Raw genomic sequence first — 19,706 nt, forward strand, 5'->3', positions numbered from 1 at the left:
CTCAAAGCTCCTTATGCATGGGCGCGGGTGCTGGGGCGCTGGACGAACGCATGGCGGCACGGCGCATAAGCATGACGGTGTGGGCGAAGCCGAAAGCGCCGACGCAATAGCGGCGAAACAGGCGGCGGGGCTCCTGGACCAGCCGGAACGCCCATTCCAGCCCGATGCGCTGGAGGGCGGCGGGGGCCCGGGTGAAGCGCCCGGCGAGGAAATCGATGATGGCGCCGCCGTTGACGATCAGCACCTTATGATCCAGCGCGCGCTTGAGCTGGGCCGCGACCTCTTCCTGGCGGGGCATGCCCATGGCCAGGATGATGACGTCGGGCTCAATCTCCCGCGCACGGGCGATGTAATGCTCCACGGAATGGAACCCGTGCTGGGCATCGACATAGTCATGCGGGGTCCGCTCCTTCAGCCGCTCGATCCCCTCGTCCAGCCAGGGCGCCGCGGTGCCGTAGACGGCGACCCGGCGGGGCGACAGGTGGCGGAGGAGAAGCGGGATGAAATCGGTCCCGTTCATGTTCAGCCCGACCGGCTGGTCGAGCCACGGCAGGGCGGTCTCCAGCGCCACCCCGTCCCGCAACAGGACGTCGGAGGCGCGGAAGGCCGACCACGCGGCGGAGGACCCCGCGCAGAGGTTCACGCCGTGAGCGTTGAGGAACGACAGGATGGTCGGTCGCTCGACGGCTGACAATGTCTTTATCAATGCATGGCGCTCGTCCTCGCAAGAAATACACCGTATTCTCTCGATCAGTGCCAGGACGTCACGAGGGGTCGGCATGCACATCTCCTAACCAAATCTGCGAAGCGACGACGGTTACGTTGTCTCTGGAACGATGATGCCCGACGGTTTGCGGTGCAGTAAGACGATATTGCTTGCTAACACTTTCGATTGGTGGCAGCCGGCTTGACCGTTACCGGGTACCCCTTTCGACGCGACCGCCAGACAACAGGGAATGATGTGGCCGGCACCGCCCCTTTTTCGCAGCGGTGGGATGGGAGAGGGGGAAGTTCAGGCGAATTAGCCCGGCCACGCCGGGGGAGCCCCTGAATCGGCTTGCCCTATCCTATGGCTCCGACCATATAGGTACGCCCGTGGGGCACCGGTGTGCGGAAGAGGGGGTGGGCGTCCGCCCCGCGGTGCGGCACTGTTCGAGGTCCGGCGAAGCCCCCCAAGACCGTCGGACCAAGACCGCCGGACCACACCAGCCCCCGACCAGTCCCTTGATTTCTCAGGCCGATCTCTCCGGGGCCGGCGATGGAAGAAGACCAGTTCATGAGCAACGACGAGACCACCCCCCGCCAAGCCGGCACCGCCGACGAGTTCGATCGCCGCGACGCGCTGCGCGCCATCGCCGCGGTGGTGCGCGGCGACGGGATCGAGGTGGATGCCGACAGCACCCCGGCCCGCTGGTCGGTCGCCGTCGTCCATGAGGTGGTCGTTCCCGGAACCGACCGGAAGCTGAAGCTGCGGTTCCGCGTGGCGCTCGGCCCGCTGCCCGACATCGAGGCGGAGCTGTGGGGCCTGATGACCGCGGAGGAGGGCTTCGGCCGTCCCCAGGCGAAGACCCTGGGCAAGCGGGTCAAGGCGGCCTGCCTGTCCTCCGCCGCCATCGAGAAGGCGCGCGGGCGGGTGGACGGCTGGTTCGCCTCGATGGCGCAGCGCGCCAACGGCTTCGGCGAGGCGTGGCGGCCCAAGGGCTTCGCCGACGAGCTGGGCCGGGTGATCGGCTTCGGCGGCCGCATCCCGCGCCTGCAGACCCTGCTCGACGCGCTGGAGGAGGCCTTCTCCACCGCCGCCGCCCGCGCCGGTCTGAAGGTCCGGCGGGAGCGGCTGGAGAACGCCTCCGGCCTCGGCGTCTATCTCGACAGCTTCGCCACGGCGCGCGCCATGGTGCGCAAGCTGCGGCTGTTCGTCGGCCCGACCAACTCCGGCAAGACCCACGCCGCCATGGACCGGCTGGCCGAGGCGCCGAGCGGCTGCTACCTCGCCCCGCTGCGCCTGTTGGCGCTGGAGGGGCAGGAGGCGCTGGAGACGCGCGGGCGGGCCTGCAGCCTGGTGACCGGCGAGGAGCGCGATGTGCGGCCCGGCGCCTCCTTCACCTCCTCGACCATCGAGATGGTCAACACCTCCAAGGTCTGGGGCGCCTGCGTCATCGACGAAATCCAGATGATCGGCGATCCCGACCGCGGCTGGGCCTGGACCCAGGCGGTGGCCGGGGTGGCCGCCCCGGAAATCCTGATGACCGGCTCCGCCGACGCCATCCCCTACGTGCAGCGCCTCGCCACCGCGCTGGGGGAGGAGCTGGAGGTCGTGGAGTTCACCCGCAAGTCGCCGCTGCGCGTGCAGGAGGAGCGGGTGGCGCTGGAGAATGTCCGCCGCGGCGACGCGGTGATCGCCTTCTCGCGCAAGGACGTGATGGGGCTGCGGCGCGAACTGCTGGCCCGCGACCACACGGTGGCGGTGATCTACGGCGCCCTGTCGCCGGAGGTGCGGCGGGCCGAGGCGCGGCGCTTCCGCGACGGCTCGGCGGACGTGCTGGTGGCGACCGACGCCATCGGCATGGGGCTGAACCTGCCGGTCGCCCGCGTCGTCCTGTCGACCACCCGCAAGTACGACGGGCGGGAGGAGCGCGACCTGAACTCCTCCGAAATCCGCCAGATCGGCGGGCGGGCGGGGCGCTTCGGCATGCACGAGGAAGGCCGCGTCGCGGTGCTGGAGGGGGAGAACATCAACCCGGTGCGCCGGGCGCTGACCACCCCGCCGGTGCCGCCGGAGGACCCGCGGGCCTGGATCAGCCCCAACCTGACCCACGTCGAGGCCATCGCGCGCGAGCTGGACACCGACAGCCTCGCCAAGGTGCTGCGCACGGCGGGGCAGGAGCTGCTGCGCGCCAACCAGACCTTCCGCATGACCGACCTGGAGCAGCGCATCCAGGCCGCCACGGCCGTGGACCGGGCGAAGCTGCCGCTGGCGGAGCGCGACATGCTGGCGCGCTGCCCGATCGACGTGCGCGACCAGAACAACCTGCGCCTGCTGGCGCTGTGGGCGACCAACCAGGGCAAGGGGATCCGCAATTCCGCCCCCGACGCCGCCGAACGCTTCCACCACCGCGTCGGCACCGACGTGGAACTGGAGAAGGCCGAGCGCGCCGTGAAGGAGCTGACTGCCTACGCGTGGCTGGCCTACCGCTTCCCCGACGCCTATCCGGACATGGACCTGTGCCAGGAGCGCCGGGCCATGCTGAACGCCTTCATCGAGCGGACCCTGGCCGAACGCTCTCTGGCCCGCGCCTGCCCGGTCTGCGGCACGCGGCTGAAGGCCAACCACCGCTTCCGGGTCTGCGACAGCTGCTACGCCGGGCGGGTCGAGGAGCGCCAGGGCGAGCGGCATGGCGAGCGGCGCGGTCGCCGTCCCGACGGGGCGCGCGGCCCGGACAAGGGAGCGGCCCCGGCGGAGGGCGGCCATCCGCAATTCCACCACCCGCTGCCCGGCCGCAAGCGCGGCAAGGGCGGGGCGGGGCACCGCGGCCGACGCCCCGCCGGCGGGTGAGGTCGTTCCCTCTCCCCGGAGGGGAGAGGGAATGAAGGAAAGGGCTCATCGTATCACGCCGCCACGACCCCGCTCTGGCCGGTGTCGTCCCGGCGGGTCCAGGTGATCTCCTCGGTGCCGCCGCCGTCGGTCAGGAAGTACCGGCGCAGCGGCACCAGATCGGCGCCCAGCTCGTAGACCAGCGGGCGGCTGGTCGGGATTTCGAACAGCGGGATGTCCTGGTCGGGCACCTTGTCGAGATGCTTGACGAGGCCGCGCAGGCTGTTGCCGTGGGCCGACACCAGAACCCGCGCGCCCAGCCGCAGGGCCGGGCAGATGCCCTCCTCCCAGAAAGGGATCACCCGCTCGGTGGTGTCCTTCAGGCTTTCGCCGCGGGGCAGATTCGCGCGCCCGAGGCCGGCGTAACGCCGGTCCGACACCGCGGAGCACGGGTCCTCCGGCTCGACCGGCGGCGGCGGGACGTCCCAGCTCCGCCGCCACAGGAAGACCTGATCGGCGCCGTGGCGGGCCGCCGTCTCCGTCTTGTTCAACCCCTGGAGCGCGCCGTAATGGCGCTCGTTCAGGCGCCAGTGCTTGTGCACCGGCAGCCACATCCGGTCCATCTCCTCCAGCACGATGTCGAGCGTCTTGATCGCCCGCTTCAGGACGGAGGTGAAGGCCACGTCGAAATCGAATCCGGCCTGCTTCAACAGGCCGGCGGCGTGACGGGTCTCGGCCACCCCCTGTTCGGTCAGATCGACGTCGGTCCAGCCGGTGAACAGGTCCGAGCGGTTCCAGACGCTCTGACCATGCCGCAGCAGCACGAGCCGATGCATGGGTTCCCTCCTCCTCACGTGACGGTTGCTCCTTCCGGGAACGGGGGGACGGAGGAAGGGTTCCGGCCAAGGCGTCACAAATGGCCCGGCTTTGTGTCAATTTCGAAACGCACGAGACACATTCGGACAACAAATGCGGGGTAACCTGCGGAGCAGGCGAAATTATACGCCCGGCGCGTTGCGCAGCCGGACTGCGACGCCGAGCCAACTTGCGTTCCGAGGCCGCCATGCAGCATCATGACCTCCTCTCCAGGACCGTTTCGACCGATCGGGACATCACCCTGGAGGCGCTTCGTGTGTTCACCTACCTGAGCCGGCGGCTCCATTTCGACCGTCCCGTGCCGGTGCTCCAGTCCGAACTGGCTGATGCGCTCGGCATGCAGCGGCCCAATGTCAACCGGGCCATCAAGCTGCTGGAGACCAAGCAGATCCTTCTGCGGGACTCCAAACTGGGGCGTGCGATCACGTTCCGGTTGAACCCGGAACTGGAGGGCGGCCGGGCCTGAAACTGGTCCGGAATGATTTTCGAAACGCGTCATCTTGTCTTCACGAACTCGGCCCTCAAGAAAGCCTTCGGTTGGTACCAGAAGGTGCCGAATCAGACCGATCTCCCCTTGGGCCTGATCGCCTCCGTCGTTCCGAAATCGGACGGAGGCGTGGTGGTCATGGTGCAGCAGGGTGCCGCGAAGGTGCGGGACGTCGCCTTCATGCCCAGCAAGACGCTCGGCATCCTCCTGCTGTTCTGCCGCCGTCAGAAAATTCCCATTCCGCGCGACGCCGAGAAGGACATCTTCCCGTCCGACGACGGGCTCATGATGACGGTCCGCGGCAGTTGCAACACCACGGCCCCGCCGCCGTGACCGTATCCGGCTGGATCAATCGGCTCCGCAGCCCACGGGCTGCGCCGCGGCCAGGGGAATGTCCGCCTCGGTGAAGCGGTAGCCGTGGCCGGCGGCGAAATCGACCAGATCGCCCAATGTCAGAAGCCCACGCGACGCCCGCCGCAGCGCTTTGCGCAGGGCGGGGTCGGCCTCGACCGCGACCAGGAACCGGATGTAGTCGCCATGACACATGCCCAGACCTCCTGATGTCGTTGCGGCGTTGCCGACACAAGCAATGGAACGATGCGGACAGTCCGCTGTCTTGATATCGTCTATTTGCCTAAAATTGTATATAAAAATCAGGACCGACGGTGCGGCGTCCTGCCGCACCGTCGGTCATCACCAGCCTAGATGGATCGGGCGATCACTCGCCCGGTTGCTGCACCGTCTCGGCCGGGCTGGCGCCCGACGCGATGCTGTCCGGCGTGATCGCCGCGACCGGTTCGCCCGGACCGGAGGCAGCGCGCAGGGCCCGCGCGGCGGCCTTCAGCCCCATGTCGGAGCGGCGGTCGGGCATCAGCTCGAACAGCAGCAGGGAGCGGCCGTTGACCGGGATCTCGTCGCCGGTCTGGGCGGTGGCAACCTCGAGCCGTTCGGGCTCCGTCGTGTCCACCAGGGTCAGCCAGCGGCTGCCGCCGGCGACCTCCGGCAGCTTGAACGGCACCACGTCGTGGTAGGCGTTGATGATGAGCAGCAGCGTGGCGTCGGACGCCACCTTCTTGATGCCGGTGGCCTGCGCCCGCCCGTCGAGCAGCATGCCCAGGCAGCGGGCCATCGGGTCCTGCCACTGCTCGGTCGTCTTCTCCTCGCCGGCGGGGGTGATCCAGGTGAGGTCCTTCACCTCCAGGTCGGGGTTGTAGGCCCCGGTGAAGAAGCGCCCGCGGCGCAGCAGCGGGTGGCTCTGCCGCAGCCCGATCAGGTGGCGGACGAAGTCGGTCAGCGCCCAGCCCTCGTCGCTGACGCCCTCCCAGTCGATCCAGCTGATCTCGTTGTCCTGGCAGTAGGCGTTGTTGTTGCCGTTCTGGCTGCGCGCGAACTCGTCCCCGGCCAGGATCATCGGCGTGCCCTGGGACAGCAGCAGCGTGGCCAGCAGGTTGCGCATCTGGCGGAAGCGCAGGGCGTTGATCTCCGGATCGTCGGTCGGCCCCTCCGCCCCGTGGTTCCAGGAGATGTTGTGCGAATGGCCGTCACGGTTGTCCTCGCCGTTCGCGTCGTTGTGCTTGTCGTTGTAGGCGACGAGGTCGTGCAGCGTGAAGCCGTCGTGGGCGGTGACGAAGTTGACGCTGGCCCAGGGCTTGCGGCCCCGGCGGTTGAACACGTCGGCCGAAGCGGCCATGCGGGTCGCCAGTTCGGGCAGCTTGCCCTCGTCGCCCTTCCAGTAGGAGCGCACGGTGTCGCGGAACTTGTCGTTCCACTCCGCCCAGCCCGGCGGGAAGCCGCCGACCTGATAGCCGCCGGGGCCGCAGTCCCACGGCTCGGCGATCAGCTTGACGCGCGACAGCACCGGGTCCTGGCGGCAGGCGTCGAGGAAGCCGCCGCTGTGGTCGAAGCCGTAGGTCTCCCGCGCCAGGATGGTGGCGAGGTCGAAGCGGAAGCCGTCGACATGCATCTCGGTCACCCAGTAGCGCAGGCTGTCGGTGACCATCTGCAGGACGCGCGAATGCACGAGGTTCAGCGTGTTGCCCGTGCCGGTGTCGTTGATGTAGTAGCGCGGGTCCGGCGCCAGCCGGTAGTAGGAGGCGTTGTCGATGCCCTTGAAGGACAGCGTCGGCCCCATCTCGTTGCCTTCGGCGGTGTGGTTGTAGACGACGTCGAGGATCACCTCGATCCCGGCGTCGTGCAGGCGGGCGACCATCTCCTTGAACTCATGGATCGCGCCGGTCGCCATGTAGCGCGGGTCGGGCGCGAAGAAGGAGATGCTGTTGTAGCCCCAGTAGTTGCGCAGCCCCTTTTCCAGCAGGTAGCGGTCGTCCACGAAGGCGTGGACCGGCAGAAGCTCCACCGCGGTGACGCCCAGCGAGCGGATGTACTCCACCACCTCCTGCTGGGCGAAGCCGGCAAAGGTGCCGCGGTACTGCGGCGGCACCGCCGGATGCCGCATGGTGTAGCCGCGCACGTGGGTCTCGTAGAAGATCGACTTCTCCCAGGGGATCGCCGGGTGGCGGTCGTGGCCCCAGGTGAAGGCCGGGTCGATCACCACGCATTTCGGCATGCCGGGAGCGCTGTCGCGCCGGTCGAACGACAGGTCGCCGCGCGGCGAGCCGACGCGGTAGCCGAAATGCGCGTCCGACCAGCGCAGCGGCCCGACCATGTGCTTGGCGTAGGGGTCGAGCAGCAGCTTGTTCGGGTTGAAGCGGTGGCCGGCCTTGGGCTCGTACGGCCCGTGCACGCGGTAGCCGTAGACGGTGCCCGGCCGGGCGTCCGGCAGATAGCCGTGCCACACCTCGTCGGTGTATTCGGGCAGCTCGATCCGTTCCAGCTCGCGGCGCCCCTCCTGGTCGAACAGGCACAACTCCACCTTGGTGGCGTTGGCGGAAAACAGCGCGAAGTTGACGCCCAGCCCGTCCCATGTGGCGCCGAGAGGGTAGGGAAGACCTTCCCGGATGCGGGACTGGCGGAAAACCTTAGGAGCGAACGGCGGCTTCTTCACGGTTGAACCTCGTGTGGGCGCGTTGCGGCATGAAGCAGCACAGGAACGCGCAGACCGCCCGGGTGATCCCGTCATCGGCACAATTTCCGATGAATGCCGGAGCTTCAACTCCTGGCCGAAGCAATTGGTCCTCCCTCACCCAAAGAGTGGGTTCGGTATGAGTATGGTCATAGTCGCCATGGCGAGTCGCGCCGATAACTATCGCATGCTATCATCGGTTCCAGACAATAAAGGCAAATAAACTTCTGGGGGATGTCCGGGGGCTTTCCGACAAAGGGCTGAGGAAGCGGGTGTAACGCAAATGACAACTTTCGCCTTTCCATGCCGTCTCCGGGTCTTCGGATGTGAAGACGTGGAAAGATCAATGATGGGCGGCGTTGGCGGCCATTCCTCTGCCGCTCTTTCAACCCACGCGCGATGCGCTGTCCGGCGATCCTCGAACCCTTGAGTCCGCTTCCCATCCATCGATCATCGCCCCGGACACAGGCTTCGCCGGTGATCCACGGCATCGTGCATCCGGCGGATCGGCGACGCCGTCTCCGCCCCGCCTCACCAAGACGCGCCCGCCCATGATCCGGCTCCCGGTCAACGCCTTGCTGAACTTCCACCCGAAAGCCATCCTGGCCGCCATCGTCCTGGTGATGACGCTGCTCGGCGGCGTGGCCTGGGGGGGGCTGTCGCTGGTCGATTACGTCAGCACGCTCGACCGCGCCGAACGCGGCACCCGGCAGGCCGCGGCCTTCCTCGAAGGGCACGCCGACGCGGTGCTGGACGGCGGGGCCGCCGCCCTGGCGCGGGTCGCCGACCGGCTGGAAGAGGGCGGCTTCGCGTCGCTCGCCGACCGGGCCCTGGGCGAGGCGCTGGCGGCGTCGCGGTTCGGCGCGCTGTCCATCCTGGACGCCGGCGGCCGGACGGTGTTCGGCCCCTCCATCCATCCCGACGGCGGCACCGCCAGCCTGTTCCAGGGGGCGGACGGCGCTCTCGAGCTTCTGCACGGGCAGGTGGACGGGCTGGATTCCATCCTGATGGTCCGCCGCATCCTGGGGCGCGGGGGCATTCTGGAGGGGGCGGTCCTGCTGGCGCTTCCCTCGTCCAGCCTGCACACGGTGCTCGACGTGTTCAGCGACGGGCGGCACAACGTGGCCGGGCTGTTCCGCCTGGACGGCACGCGGCTGGCCGGCATCGGGGGCGCCGGGATCGGCCCGCTGCCGGCGCTGGGGCCGGGGGAGGATGCCGGCGAGAGCGATTGGACGGTCGGTGGAGAGGGCGCCGTCATCGGCCTGAAGCGGATGCGCGACTTCCCGGCGGTCGCCGCGGTCGCCCTGCCGCGCGGGATCGTCCTGGAGCCGTGGAGCAACCGCCTGCAGCACGGCTTCATGATGGTCGGCGTCAGCGTCCTCGCTTTGTTCGGGCTGGCCGCCCTCGGCTGGGCCAGCCTGCGGCGCGAGGCGGCGGCCCGCGACGCCCTGCGCGACGCCAACGCCCGGCTGGAGCAGCGGGTCGAGGAGCGCACCGCCGACCTGCGCTCCCTCAACCAGAAGCTCGTCCGCGCCCTGGCCGAGAAGGAGCGCGCCAACCAGGCCAAGGCCCGTTTCCTGTCGGCGGCCAACCACGACCTGCGCCAGCCTTTCCAGGCGCTGCGCCTGTTCCATCATCTGCTGATGGAGCGGCTGAAGGAGCCGCGCGAGCGGTCGATCGCCGAGAAGATGGGCGAGGCGCTGGACAGCGGGGAGAAGCTGCTGCACGCGCTGCTGGAGGTCGCCACCCTGGACGCCGGGGTGGTCCGTCCGAACATCGCCGACGTGCCGGTCGCCACGGTGCTGGACAGCGTGGCCACGGAATTCCGCGGGCTGGCGGCGGACAAGGCGTTGGACCTGCGGGTGCGCGGCTTCCCCGCGATGGTGCGCACCGACGCCACGCTGCTGACGCGGATGCTGGGAGACCTGCTGCGCAACGCCATCGCCTACACCCCGTCGGGCGGTGTCGTGGTCGGTTGCCGGCGGCGCGGCCAATGGCTGCGCATCGAGGTGTGGGACACCGGCTCCGGCATCGCGGCGGAGCATCTGGACGCCATCTTCGAAGACTTCGTGCAGCTCGGCAACCCGGAGCGCGACCGCCGCCGCGGCCTGGGGCTGGGGCTTCCCAAGGTGCGCCGCAAGGCTGCGCTGCTGGGCCACGCGGTGGAGGTCCGCTCGCGCCCCGGCCATGGCTCCGTCTTCTCCATCATGGTCCCGCTGGCGGCCAGCGAATCGCGGACGGACGCGGTGATCCCGGTGGTCGCCGGCCGGGCGGAGGATTCCGACACCCGCCTGATCCTGATCGTGGAGGACGACCCGGTGCAGAGCGCCGGGATGCAACTCCTTCTGGAAAGCTGGGGCCACGACGTTCTGATGGCGGCGGACGGGCCGGCGGCGCTGGCGGCGCTGCGCGCGGCCCCGCGCTGCCCGGACGTGATCCTGTCCGACTTCCGCCTGCCGGGACCGCTGACCGGCGCCGAGACGGTGACCCGCGCGGCGGAGCAGGAGGGGCGGCCGATCCCCGGCATCATCCTGACCGGCGACACCGCCCCCGAACGCATCCGCGAGGCGGTGGCCGCCGGCTGCCGGCTGCTGCACAAGCCCGTCACCCCCGACGTGCTGCGCGACGCCTTGAACGCCTTGGGAACGGACCGCCAGCCGGTCCGCCACAGCCGGTCGTCCGCGGCCTGACCGCCGGAAGGTCTCGTCCTCGACAGGAAGAGCCTCCTATCGAGTGCTGCATTAATGATTCGTGAAGGCCGCAAAAGGTACTCTGAAACCGTGATCGGAGGCGAACACGGCCATGCAGCAGCGTCCTCTCACCCGTCTGGATCAGGTCCAGCTCGACGCGGTGGTGCGCCGGCACGAGATGTTTCGGAACGCCCGCATCGGCGGGGCGCGGGCGACGTTGTCCTTTTTCGACCTGAACGGGCTGGACCTCGCCGGGCGTGACCTCGCCCACGCCGACTTCGCCGGGGCCAGCCTGCGCGGGACCAACCTGGCCGGGGCGCGGCTCGACTGCGCGTCGATGTTCGCCGCCGACCTGCGGCTGGCCAACCTGGAGAACGCCAGCCTGATCAAGGCGGACCTGCGCGGCGCCTGCCTGCGCGGCTCCATCCTGATCGGCGCCAACCTGTTCGAGGCCGACCTGCGCGACGGCTCGCTGGCGGAAAAGGACCGCGACGGCAGCCTGCGCATCCTCAAGGTGGACTCCCAGCCGACGGAGGCGTCGGGGGCCGACCTGTCGGGCGCCAACCTGACCAACGCCCGGCTGTCCGGCGCCATGGCCATCCACACCGACTTCACCGACGCGCTGATGCGCGGGTGCAAGCTGGTGCGCGCCACCATGCGCGGGGCCAACTTCACCGGATCGAACCTGGAAGGGGCGGACCTGTCGGGAGCGGATCTGCGCGGCGCCTGCCTGCGCGGCGCGGTGCTGACCGGCGCCACCATGGTCATGACCGAACTGGCCGACGCCGACATGGAGGACGCCCTGACCGACGATCCGGTGGGCCGCGTCGTCGCCGAACTCGGGCGCCCGCTGGATGAGCTTCTGCACGACCACATCCGCTGGGTTGGGTCGAGCGGGGCGGAGGGGACGGCGCTCGACCTCTCGGGATTCGACCTGCGGCACGCCCCGTCGCTGGCCCACACCTGCCTGACCATGCTGCGGGCGGTGGGGGCGACGCTCTACGGGCTGGACCTGACGAGCGTGCAGCTTCAGGCGGCGGTCCTGGAGAAGGGCGATCTGCGGCTCGCAAAGCTGATCGGCGGCGACCTGCGCGGCGTCAATCTGCGGCTGGCCAAGCTGAACAACGCCGACCTGCGCAAGGCCAACCTGCGCCCGCTCTATTTCGACGAGAAGCGGTCGATGCAATCCGACCTGACGGGCGCGCGGCTGCGCTACGCCGACCTGCGCGGCGCCTGCCTGCGCGAGGTGAGTTTCGCGGGGGCCGACCTGTCCTTCGCCAACCTGTCCGGCTGCGACCTGACCAAGACGGACCTGACCAACGCCCGCATGTTCGGGGCGAAGCTGGACCGGCGCTCGCTGTCCGACGGCGCCATTCTCGACGGTGTGGCGGGGCTCAAGCTTTAGGACTATATCTGTTGCGGATTTCCTGCTGGAGTGCTGTCCCATGTCCGGGCGCGTCGGTGCGGTTCGCGGTGGCGTTGTGTTCGGCGGCGTGGTCTTCGGTTTGGCGCTGGCGGTCGGGCTGACGGCCCTGACCGGTCCGGCGCAGGCGCGGTCGTCGGTGTTCCTGTCCTTCGGTGGGCCGGTCTATCCCGACTATCCGCCGCCCTACCGGCACTTCCACGGCTATCCGCCGGTCTATGGGGCGCCGGTTTACGGGCCGCCGGTCTATGTGGTGCCGGCCCCGCCCCCGGTGGTCTATGTGCAGCCGGCGCCGGTCCCGGCCCCGCCGCCCGCGGTGGTCTTCACCGAACCCGCGCCGGCCCCCATCGCCGCCACCCCGACCGGCCCGGCCTACACGGCGCGCAACGGCCAGCTCTGCCGCGAATACCAGACGACGCTGATGGTCGGCGGTCTGGCGCAGCCCGGCTACGGCACCGCCTGCCGGCAGCCCGACGGAAGCTGGCGGGTGGTCAACTGAGCGGCCGTTGCCGTTTCAGCGCCGGGCAACGCCGTTCTGCGCCGCACTATGCCTCCTAAGACCGTGACGGCGGCGCGGAATGTGGTATATCCGGGCAGCGGTTCAGCCCGAGGAGAGTTCTTTGCCCGCCGATACCCGTGCTCTTGGCGTGCCGGCGCCCAGCGCGTTGGCCGATGAGTCGTCGACTGTGCCGGCCGATCAGCCGCTGGTTCTGGCCCTGCCCAAGGGACGCATCCTGAAGGAGCTGCGCCCGTTGCTCGCCCACGCCGGCATCGAGCCGGAAGCGGCGTTCGACGATGCGGACAGCCGGCTCCTGCGCTTTGCGACCAACATCCCGAACCTCAGCATCATCCGTGTCCGCTCCTTCGACGTGGCGACCTTCGTCGCCTTTGGCGCCGCCCATCTGGGCGTGGCCGGCAACGACGTGCTGATGGAGTTCGACTATCCGGAAATCTACGCGCCGCTCGACCTCGGCATCGGAAAGTGCCGCCTGTCGGTCGCCGAACCGGTCGAACTGGGGGAGAGCGACGATCCGTCGCGTTGGAGCCACGTGCGTGTCGCGACCAAATACCCGGAGGTCACCAGGAAGCATTTCGCGGCGCGCGGGGTGCAGGCGGAGTGCGTGAAACTGAACGGTGCCATGGAACTTGCCCCGACCCTCGGCCTGTGCCGCCGCATCGTCGATCTGGTGTCCACCGGCTCGACGCTGAAGGCGAACGGTCTGGTGGAGATCGAGCACATCGCCGACGTCACCTCCCGCCTCATCGTCAACCGGGCCGCCTTCAAGACGCGGCCCGAGGAAATCTCCGGCTGGATCGACCGCTTCCGGGAGGCTGTGAATGCCCGTCAGGCTTGATGCCCAGGACCCCCGCTTCGCCGACGGCTTCGCCAAAGGTTTCGAGGGTCTGCTGCACGCCAAGCGCGAGACCAGCGAGGACGTCCAGGCGCTGGTCGCCGGCGTCATCGACGCGGTGCGCAAGCGCGGCGACGCGGCGCTGATCGACTACACCGCCCGCTGGGACCGCCAGACGCTGACGCCCGAAACCCTGCGCATCTCCCAGGAGGAGGTGGACGCGGCGGTGGGCAAGTGCAGCGACGACCTGCTGCGCGCGCTCGACACCGCGGCGGAGCGCATCGAGAGCTTCCACCGGCTCCAGGTGCCGGAGACCACCGACTACCGCGACGCCCAGGGCGTGCGGCTGGGCGCCCGCTGGACGGCGGTCGGCGCCGCCGGCCTCTATGTGCCGGGCGGCACGGCGTCCTACCCCAGCTCCGTCCTGATGAACGCGCTGCCGGCCAAGGTCGCCGGGGTGGAGCGCATCGTCATGGTGGTGCCGACCCCGGACGGGGCGATCAACCCGCTGGTCCTGGCCGCCGCCAAGCGCTGCGGCATCACCGAGATCTACCGCATCGGCGGCGCCCAGGCCGTGGCCGCCCTGGCCTACGGCACGGCGACCATCGCTCCGGTGGACAAGATCGTCGGCCCCGGCAACGCCTTCGTCGCCGCCGCTAAGCGTCTGGTCTACGGCACGGTCGGCATCGACAGCATCGCCGGCCCGTCGGAGATCCTGGTGGTCGCCGACAACCGGAACGACCCGGCCTGGATCGCCATGGACCTGCTGTCCCAGGCGGAGCACGACACCTCGGCCCAGTCGATCCTCATCACCGACGACCCGGCTTTCGCCGACGCGGTGGCGGCGGCGGTCGACACGCATCTGGAGACGCTGCCCCGCGCCGCCATCGCCGGCGAGAGCTGGCGGGAGCACGGCGCGATCATCGTGGTGCGCGACCTGCTGGCCGAGTCGCCGGCCCTGATCGACCGTCTGGCGCCGGAGCATCTGGAGCTGGCGGTGGAGGACCCCGACGCGCTGGCGGCGAAGGTGCGCAACGCCGGGGCCATCTTCCTCGGCCGCCACACGCCGGAGGCCATCGGCGATTACGTCGCCGGCCCGAACCACGTCCTGCCGACGGCGCGCTCCGCGCGCTTCTCGTCGGGCCTGAACGTGCTGGATTTCATGAAGCGGACGACCTTCGTCGCCTGCGACGCGGAGAGCGTGAAGGCGATCGGCCCGGCGGCGGTGACGCTGGCCCGGTCGGAGGGTCTGGACGCGCACGCGCTGTCGGTGGCGCTGCGCCTGCCGGGGGGAGGTCAAGGGTGAGCACGAAGGGCAACCGGCGCATCGTCCATGTGACGCTCGATGAGAAGACCGTGATCCGGCGCAAGCCGGAGGTGGAGCACGAGCGCGCGGTTGCCATCTTCGACCTGCTCGAAGACAACGAGTTCTGCCCCTGCGACCATGCGGACGACGGCCCCTATCACCTGCATCTGTCGATCGAGGACAACCGGCTGGTCTTCGACGTCCGGCGCGACGACGACAGCGCGCTGGACAAGATCACCCTGCCGGTGACCGGCTTCCGGTCCATCGTCCGGGACTATTTCCTGATCTGCGAAAGCTACTATCAGGCGATCAAGCGCTCCACCCCCTCGCAGATCGAGGCGATCGACATGGGGCGCCGCGGCCTGCACAACGAAGGATCGGAGATGCTGCGCGAACGGCTGGCCGGAAAGGTCGAGATGGATCTCCAGACGGCGCGGCGGCTGTTCACGCTGATCTGCGTCCTCCACATCCGCGGCTGACGGGGTCGGGCGGCGCATGGCCCCGGTGCTGCAACCGCTCCCCGTGACGAGCGTGTTGTTCGCCTGCACCTACAACATGATCCGCTCCCCGATGGCGGCGGCGATCATGCGGCATTTCCACGGCACCCGCGTCTATGTCGATTCGGTCGGCGTGCGCGAGGGGGACGAGGTGGATCCCTTCGCCGTGGCGGTGATGGAGGAGATGGGCATCGATCTGTCCCGCCACCGCTGCCGCAGCTTCGAGGATCTGGAGGACACCAACTTCGACCTGATCGTGTCGCTGTCGCCGGAGGCGCAGCACCGCGCCATCGAGATGACCCGCACGATGGCCTGCGAGGTGGAGTTCTGGAACACCTTCGACCCCACGCTGGTGGACGGCAACCGCGAGGCCATGCTGGACGCCTACCGCAAGGTGCGCGACGGCCTGCTGGGCAAGATCAAGGAGCGCTTCCCGCTGTCCCGCGGCCCGACGGTGTGATCATCGGCCTGTGTGATCATCGGAGGGCGCGGCGACGGCTTTCGGGGAAGTCCTTTTTCAAGGTTGGGTTGAGGTGCTATTGAGATGAATCATCGAATGACGTGCGTCCCCCCGCCTAGACTCTAGCGGTCCCTGAGAGGTCCTCCGCCTGATGCCCGCCGGTTTGCCGTCCCGCCTGATTCGTGCCACCGGCCTGCGGAGTCTCCGGCTGCGTCTGATGGTCGTCGTTCTGACGTCCCTGGCCCTGCCGCTGGCCGGGGCGCTGTACTTCTTCGACCAGCAGCTCAACCAGCGCCTGAGCAGCGCCCGCGAGTTGGCGCGTCACCTGACCGAGGATGGGGTGGAGCGCCAGCGCGACCTGATCGGCGAGGCGCGGAACCTGCTGAGCGTCCTCGCCCTGGTGCCGTCGGTCCGCGACGCCGCCCACGGCAACACCGACGCCTGCGTCGCCACGCTGGCGCCGATGCCGCGGCAGCACCGCTGGACGACCGGCGTGTGGGTGACCGACCCGAACGGCCTCCTCATCTGCGACACGACCGGTCCCGGCTCCGGGATCAGCCTGCGCGAGCGTGAGTATTTCCAGCGGGCGCTCGACACCAAGTCCTTCGTGCTGAGCGAGGTGGTGGTCGGCAAGCGGTCGGGAAAGCCGCTGATCCTGGCGGTGCAGCCGGTGCTGGTGAACGGCGAGGTCGAGCGGGTGCTGGGCGTCGCCATCGATCTGGCTTGGCTGACCGACCTTGTGAAGGTGACGCGGCAGGACGACGCGCGCATCCTGGTGCTGGACCGCCGCGGCGTGGTGATCGCGCGCCAGCCCGATCCGGAAGGCTGGGTCGGGCGCAGCCTGGCGGACTTCCCGCACATCCGGCGCATGCTGGCCGAGGACAGCGGCGCGTTCGAGGGCGAAAGCGCCGACGGGCTGAACCGCATCTGGGCCTTCCGCCATTCCGGGGAAACCGACACCGTCTTCGCCGTGGGCATGCCGACCGGGCCGATCGTGGCGGACGCCCAGCGCGACCTGCTGCGCGGGCTGGTCCTGCTCGGCATCGCCGGGCTGCTCAGCGTGGCGGCGCTCTGGTCGCTGCTCCACGCCTCGGTCCTGCGCTGGATGCGCGTTCTAAGCCAAGCGGCGACCCGGATCGGGGCCGGCGACGTCGGGACCGTGGTGGAGGCGCGCGGCGCGCCCGACGAGATCGGGCTGGTCGCCAACGCCTTCAACGACATGTCGGGCCGGCTGAAGCGGCGCGAGCAGGAGTTGCGCGCCGCCATGGAGGAGGCCCGCGCCGGCAGCCGCGCCAAGGAGGACTTCCTGGCGACCATGAGCCACGAGATACGCACGCCGATGAACGGCGTGATCGGCTTCGCCGACATGCTCCTGGAAACGCCCCTGACGGCGGAGCAGCGGCGCTACGCCTCGCAGGTCCGCGAGGCCGGGCGCTCCCTGCTGACCGTCATCAACGACGTGCTGGACCTGTCAAAGCTGGAGGCGGGCAAGCTCGATCTGGTCTGCGTGCCGTTCCGGCTGGACGACCTGGCCGACCGCTGCGAGGCCATCGTGCGGCTGGCCGCCGATCAGAAGGGGCTGGAGATCCACACCTCGGTCTCCGCGGCGGCGCGCGGCTATGTGATGGGCGACCCCGACCGGGTGCGCCAGATCCTGCTGAACCTGCTGGGCAACGCGGTGAAATTCACCGACACCGGCAGCGTCCGCCTGACCGTCAAGGCGATGGGCGACGAGTCGGGCCCCCGCCGTTACACCGTCACCGTCAGCGACACCGGCATCGGCGTGCCCGAGGACCGCCAGCGCGAGCTGTTCCAGCGCTTCAGCCAGCTCGACCGCGGGCGCGGCGGCACCGGGCTGGGGCTGGCCATCTGCCGCCGTCTGGTCGAGCTGATGGGCGGCGAGATCGGCGTGGAAAGCCGCCCCGGCGTCGGCAGCACCTTCTGGTTCAGCCTGCCGCTGAAGCCCGCCAGCGCCCCGGAACGGGACGACCATGACGGCGGCGCGCTGACCCACCACCAGCCGTCCAGCCGCGGCGCGCGCATCCTGCTGGCCGAGGATCTGGCGATGAACCGCGATCTGGTCATCGCCATGCTGACCCGGGCCGGGCACCATGTGGACGCCGTGCCCGACGGCGCCGCCGCCGTGACCGCGGTGCAAGAGCGGGCCTACGACCTGGTCCTGATGGACGTCCAGATGCCGGTGATGGATGGTCTGGAGGCGACGCGCCGCATCCGGGCGCTTCCCGGCGCGCCGGGCCGCGTCCCGATCCTTGCCCTGTCGGCGGGCGTGCTGGCCGTGGAGGTGGAGCGCTGCCGGCAGGCCGGGATGGACGACCATCTGGCCAAGCCCTTGGAGAAGAACAAGCTCCTGGCCGCCGTCGATCATTGGAACGGCGAAGGGCGGCGGACGGCGGTCGATCCAAGGGCGGCCCGGACGGTCGATACGCCCGTGGATTGATCCGGCCCCGCCGATTCCGGCAATGATTAAGAAAAATTAAGGCTTTTGTGCTAAAGCTGCGACGAAGGGTTCCGCGCCAGCGGTTCCGGTCTGACGGTTCCGGTGTTCCATGAAGGTCGCGTTGCCACCATTCGCCCCGCTTCCCGAGCGCAAGCCGGATGTTCCCGCGTCGCCGTCCGCCACCGGCGCCGCGCCGGGCGGATCGTTCCAAAGCGCGCTGGCGGACGCCCAGCCGCTTCCCCGCGGGCGGCTGGCCAACGGACAGAAAGTGCCGCCTCTGCCGGCGACGAAGCCGGAGGCGCCGATCCAGCTTGCCGACGGGACCCGAGTGCCGTTTCCCGCCCGCAAGCCCGAGGCCGCCCCTGGCGCCGTTGCGACGGCCGCCGCCGCGGCGGCCACCCAGTCGACGGTGATCGGCGCCGCCCTGGCGAACAGCCCGGCCGCCGGGCAGGTGGTTCTGGCGGCCCAGCAGGTCGCCGGCCTGTCGGGCCACAGCTTCACCGCCATCCTCGCCCAGGCGACCCAGGAGAGCGGGCTCGACCCGGCGGCCCGCAACCGCTCCAGCTCCGCCGCCGGGCCGTTCCAGTTCCTGGAGCGCACTTGGCTGGACCTGTTCCGCCGCCACGGCTCCGCCTACGGCCAGGGCGAACTGGCGAGCGCGATCCAGAGCCGCAACGGCATTCCCTCGGTCAAGGACCCGGCGGTGCGCCGCCAGATCCTGGCGCTGCGCCACGACGTCGACCTGTCCGCCGGCATGGCCGCGCGCTACCTGTCCGAGGGGCGCGACCGGCTGGAGGAGCGGCTGAAGCGCCCGGTGTCGGAGACCGAGAGCCGCATCGCCTATGTGCTGGGGGTGGGCGGGGCCGCCAAGCTGCTCCGCGCCGCCGAGTCATCGCCCAGGGCCGCCGCGGCGGAGCTTCTGCCCGCCGCGGCGCGGAGCAACCGGGGCCTGTTCTACGACCGTGCCACGGGCCGGGAACTCACCGCGTCGGAGACCGTCGCGCGGCTGACGCGCCGCATGGACACCGACCAGAAGGAGATGTTCGAGCGCATCGCGCAGGCCGCGGAACCCCGCTTGCGGCTCGACGGCGGCCCGTCGCCGCTCAGTTCTTTCCAGTCGGCGGCCCTTGGCGGCACCGCGGGCATGGACGCGGACGGCGCGGGGGAGTATGAAAACGGCGACGGAAACCCGTTCGGCTGAACCGCCGGCTGTTTCCGTCCCATCTGGAAGGCTTTGGCCAACCCCCACGCCGGAGGCTCACCGCCCCCGGTGGAATCCCCCTTGACCGGGCGGCTTCGGGAGGTCAGTTATTGCCTCGAAACTGTTACGGACTTAAGGGGCTATGGCTAAGGAAGATCTGATCGAGTTCTCCGGAACCGTCGTCGAGCTGCTGCCGAACGCGATGTTCCGTGTGAAGCTCGACAACGAGCATGAAGTGCTGGCGCACACCTCCGGCAAGATGCGCAAGAACCGCATCCGCGTGCTGGCCGGTGACCGCGTCAACGTCGAGATGACGCCCTACGACCTGACCAAGGGCCGGATCACGTTCCGGTTCAAGTGATTGAACCGGTTTCCCGCGTTGAACCGGTTTCCACCGTCGGC

Annotated in this window: 17 protein-coding genes; 13 read left to right on the top strand and 4 right to left on the bottom strand. The window is 69.6% G+C overall.

What is annotated here, in order from left to right; genetic code table 11:
* Window position 1: 1 nt before the first annotated feature.
* The gene (locus FBZ83_RS27060; protein ID WP_145689898.1) at window positions 2-694 is read right to left on the bottom strand and encodes a WecB/TagA/CpsF family glycosyltransferase; all 693 of its coding nucleotides are present in this window, start codon (window positions 692-694) and stop codon (window positions 2-4) included.
* 582 nt (window positions 695-1,276) lie between these two features.
* On the opposite strand from FBZ83_RS27060, the gene FBZ83_RS27065 reads away from it, so the two are divergent.
* Window positions 1,277-3,553: a helicase-related protein gene (locus tag FBZ83_RS27065; RefSeq protein ID WP_145689899.1), complete on the top strand. Its 2,277-nt coding sequence runs from the start codon at window positions 1,277-1,279 to the stop codon at window positions 3,551-3,553.
* Window positions 3,554-3,606: 53 nt separating this feature from the next.
* Here FBZ83_RS27065 and gpmA read toward each other — a convergent pair whose 3' ends face one another.
* The gene (gene gpmA, locus FBZ83_RS27070) at window positions 3,607-4,368 is read right to left on the bottom strand and encodes a 2,3-diphosphoglycerate-dependent phosphoglycerate mutase (protein ID WP_145689900.1); all 762 of its coding nucleotides are present in this window, start codon (window positions 4,366-4,368) and stop codon (window positions 3,607-3,609) included.
* A gap of 227 nt (window positions 4,369-4,595) precedes the next feature.
* Between gpmA and FBZ83_RS27075 the strand changes: the two genes are divergently transcribed.
* Together FBZ83_RS27075 and FBZ83_RS27080 are read left to right on the top strand one after the other, a co-directional pair.
* A complete protein-coding gene (locus FBZ83_RS27075) occupies window positions 4,596-4,874 on the top strand; it encodes a helix-turn-helix domain-containing protein (protein WP_236778250.1) in 279 nt (92 codons plus the stop codon).
* Between the two features lie 12 nt (window positions 4,875-4,886).
* Window positions 4,887-5,228, top strand: coding sequence for a hypothetical protein (locus tag FBZ83_RS27080; RefSeq protein WP_145689901.1), 342 nt, complete (start codon window positions 4,887-4,889; stop codon window positions 5,226-5,228).
* A gap of 15 nt (window positions 5,229-5,243) precedes the next feature.
* Here the strand turns inward: FBZ83_RS27080 and FBZ83_RS27085 are convergent, their stop codons facing one another.
* The gene (locus FBZ83_RS27085; RefSeq protein WP_145689902.1) at window positions 5,244-5,441 is read right to left on the bottom strand and encodes a Nif11-like leader peptide family natural product precursor; all 198 of its coding nucleotides are present in this window, start codon (window positions 5,439-5,441) and stop codon (window positions 5,244-5,246) included.
* A gap of 172 nt (window positions 5,442-5,613) precedes the next feature.
* Complete coding sequence (gene glgX / locus FBZ83_RS27090) at window positions 5,614-7,899, bottom strand: glycogen debranching protein GlgX (protein WP_145689903.1); 2,286 nt, start codon at window positions 7,897-7,899, stop codon at window positions 5,614-5,616.
* Window positions 7,900-8,468: 569 nt separating this feature from the next.
* Here glgX and FBZ83_RS27095 point away from each other — a divergent pair.
* The 10 genes from FBZ83_RS27095 to infA all read left to right on the top strand — a co-directional run bounded on the left by FBZ83_RS27095 (window position 8,469) and on the right by infA (window position 19,665).
* Window positions 8,469-10,607 (top strand): hybrid sensor histidine kinase/response regulator, encoded by a 2,139-nt coding sequence (locus FBZ83_RS27095; RefSeq protein ID WP_145689904.1) that lies wholly within the window; start codon window positions 8,469-8,471, stop codon window positions 10,605-10,607.
* 112 nt (window positions 10,608-10,719) lie between these two features.
* Window positions 10,720-12,012 carry a pentapeptide repeat-containing protein gene (locus FBZ83_RS27100; protein ID WP_145689905.1) on the top strand — a complete coding sequence of 431 codons (1,293 nt, stop codon included), beginning with the start codon at window positions 10,720-10,722 and terminating at the stop codon, window positions 12,010-12,012.
* A gap of 40 nt (window positions 12,013-12,052) precedes the next feature.
* Window positions 12,053-12,529, top strand: coding sequence for a hypothetical protein (locus FBZ83_RS27105; protein WP_145689906.1), 477 nt, complete (start codon window positions 12,053-12,055; stop codon window positions 12,527-12,529).
* 121 nt (window positions 12,530-12,650) lie between these two features.
* Window positions 12,651-13,385, top strand: a complete 735-nt coding sequence (gene hisG / locus FBZ83_RS27110) for an ATP phosphoribosyltransferase (protein ID WP_247888500.1) — start codon at window positions 12,651-12,653, stop codon at window positions 13,383-13,385.
* The gene (hisD, locus tag FBZ83_RS27115; RefSeq protein ID WP_145689908.1) at window positions 13,369-14,688 is read left to right on the top strand and encodes a histidinol dehydrogenase; all 1,320 of its coding nucleotides are present in this window, start codon (window positions 13,369-13,371) and stop codon (window positions 14,686-14,688) included. The genes hisG and hisD overlap by 17 nt, the downstream gene beginning before the upstream one ends.
* The gene (locus tag FBZ83_RS27120; protein WP_040134544.1) at window positions 14,685-15,167 is read left to right on the top strand and encodes a UPF0262 family protein; all 483 of its coding nucleotides are present in this window, start codon (window positions 14,685-14,687) and stop codon (window positions 15,165-15,167) included. The genes hisD and FBZ83_RS27120 overlap by 4 nt, the downstream gene beginning before the upstream one ends.
* 16 nt (window positions 15,168-15,183) lie before the next feature.
* On the top strand, window positions 15,184-15,645 hold the full coding sequence (locus FBZ83_RS27125) for a low molecular weight phosphatase family protein (RefSeq protein ID WP_109070989.1): 462 nt from the start codon (window positions 15,184-15,186) through the stop codon (window positions 15,643-15,645).
* A gap of 151 nt (window positions 15,646-15,796) precedes the next feature.
* Window positions 15,797-18,103: a hybrid sensor histidine kinase/response regulator gene (locus tag FBZ83_RS27130; protein WP_145689909.1), complete on the top strand. Its 2,307-nt coding sequence runs from the start codon at window positions 15,797-15,799 to the stop codon at window positions 18,101-18,103.
* Window positions 18,104-18,212: 109 nt separating this feature from the next.
* Window positions 18,213-19,304 carry a lytic transglycosylase domain-containing protein gene (locus tag FBZ83_RS27135; RefSeq protein ID WP_145689910.1) on the top strand — a complete coding sequence of 364 codons (1,092 nt, stop codon included), beginning with the start codon at window positions 18,213-18,215 and terminating at the stop codon, window positions 19,302-19,304.
* 142 nt (window positions 19,305-19,446) lie between these two features.
* Window positions 19,447-19,665, top strand: coding sequence for a translation initiation factor IF-1 (infA, locus tag FBZ83_RS27140; protein ID WP_014198195.1), 219 nt, complete (start codon window positions 19,447-19,449; stop codon window positions 19,663-19,665).
* The last annotated feature ends 41 nt before the right edge of the window (window positions 19,666-19,706 follow it).

Origin of the sequence: Azospirillum brasilense, from assembly GCF_007827815.1 — a bacterium.
In the GTDB taxonomy this organism is placed as follows: domain Bacteria; phylum Pseudomonadota; class Alphaproteobacteria; order Azospirillales; family Azospirillaceae; genus Azospirillum; species Azospirillum brasilense_C.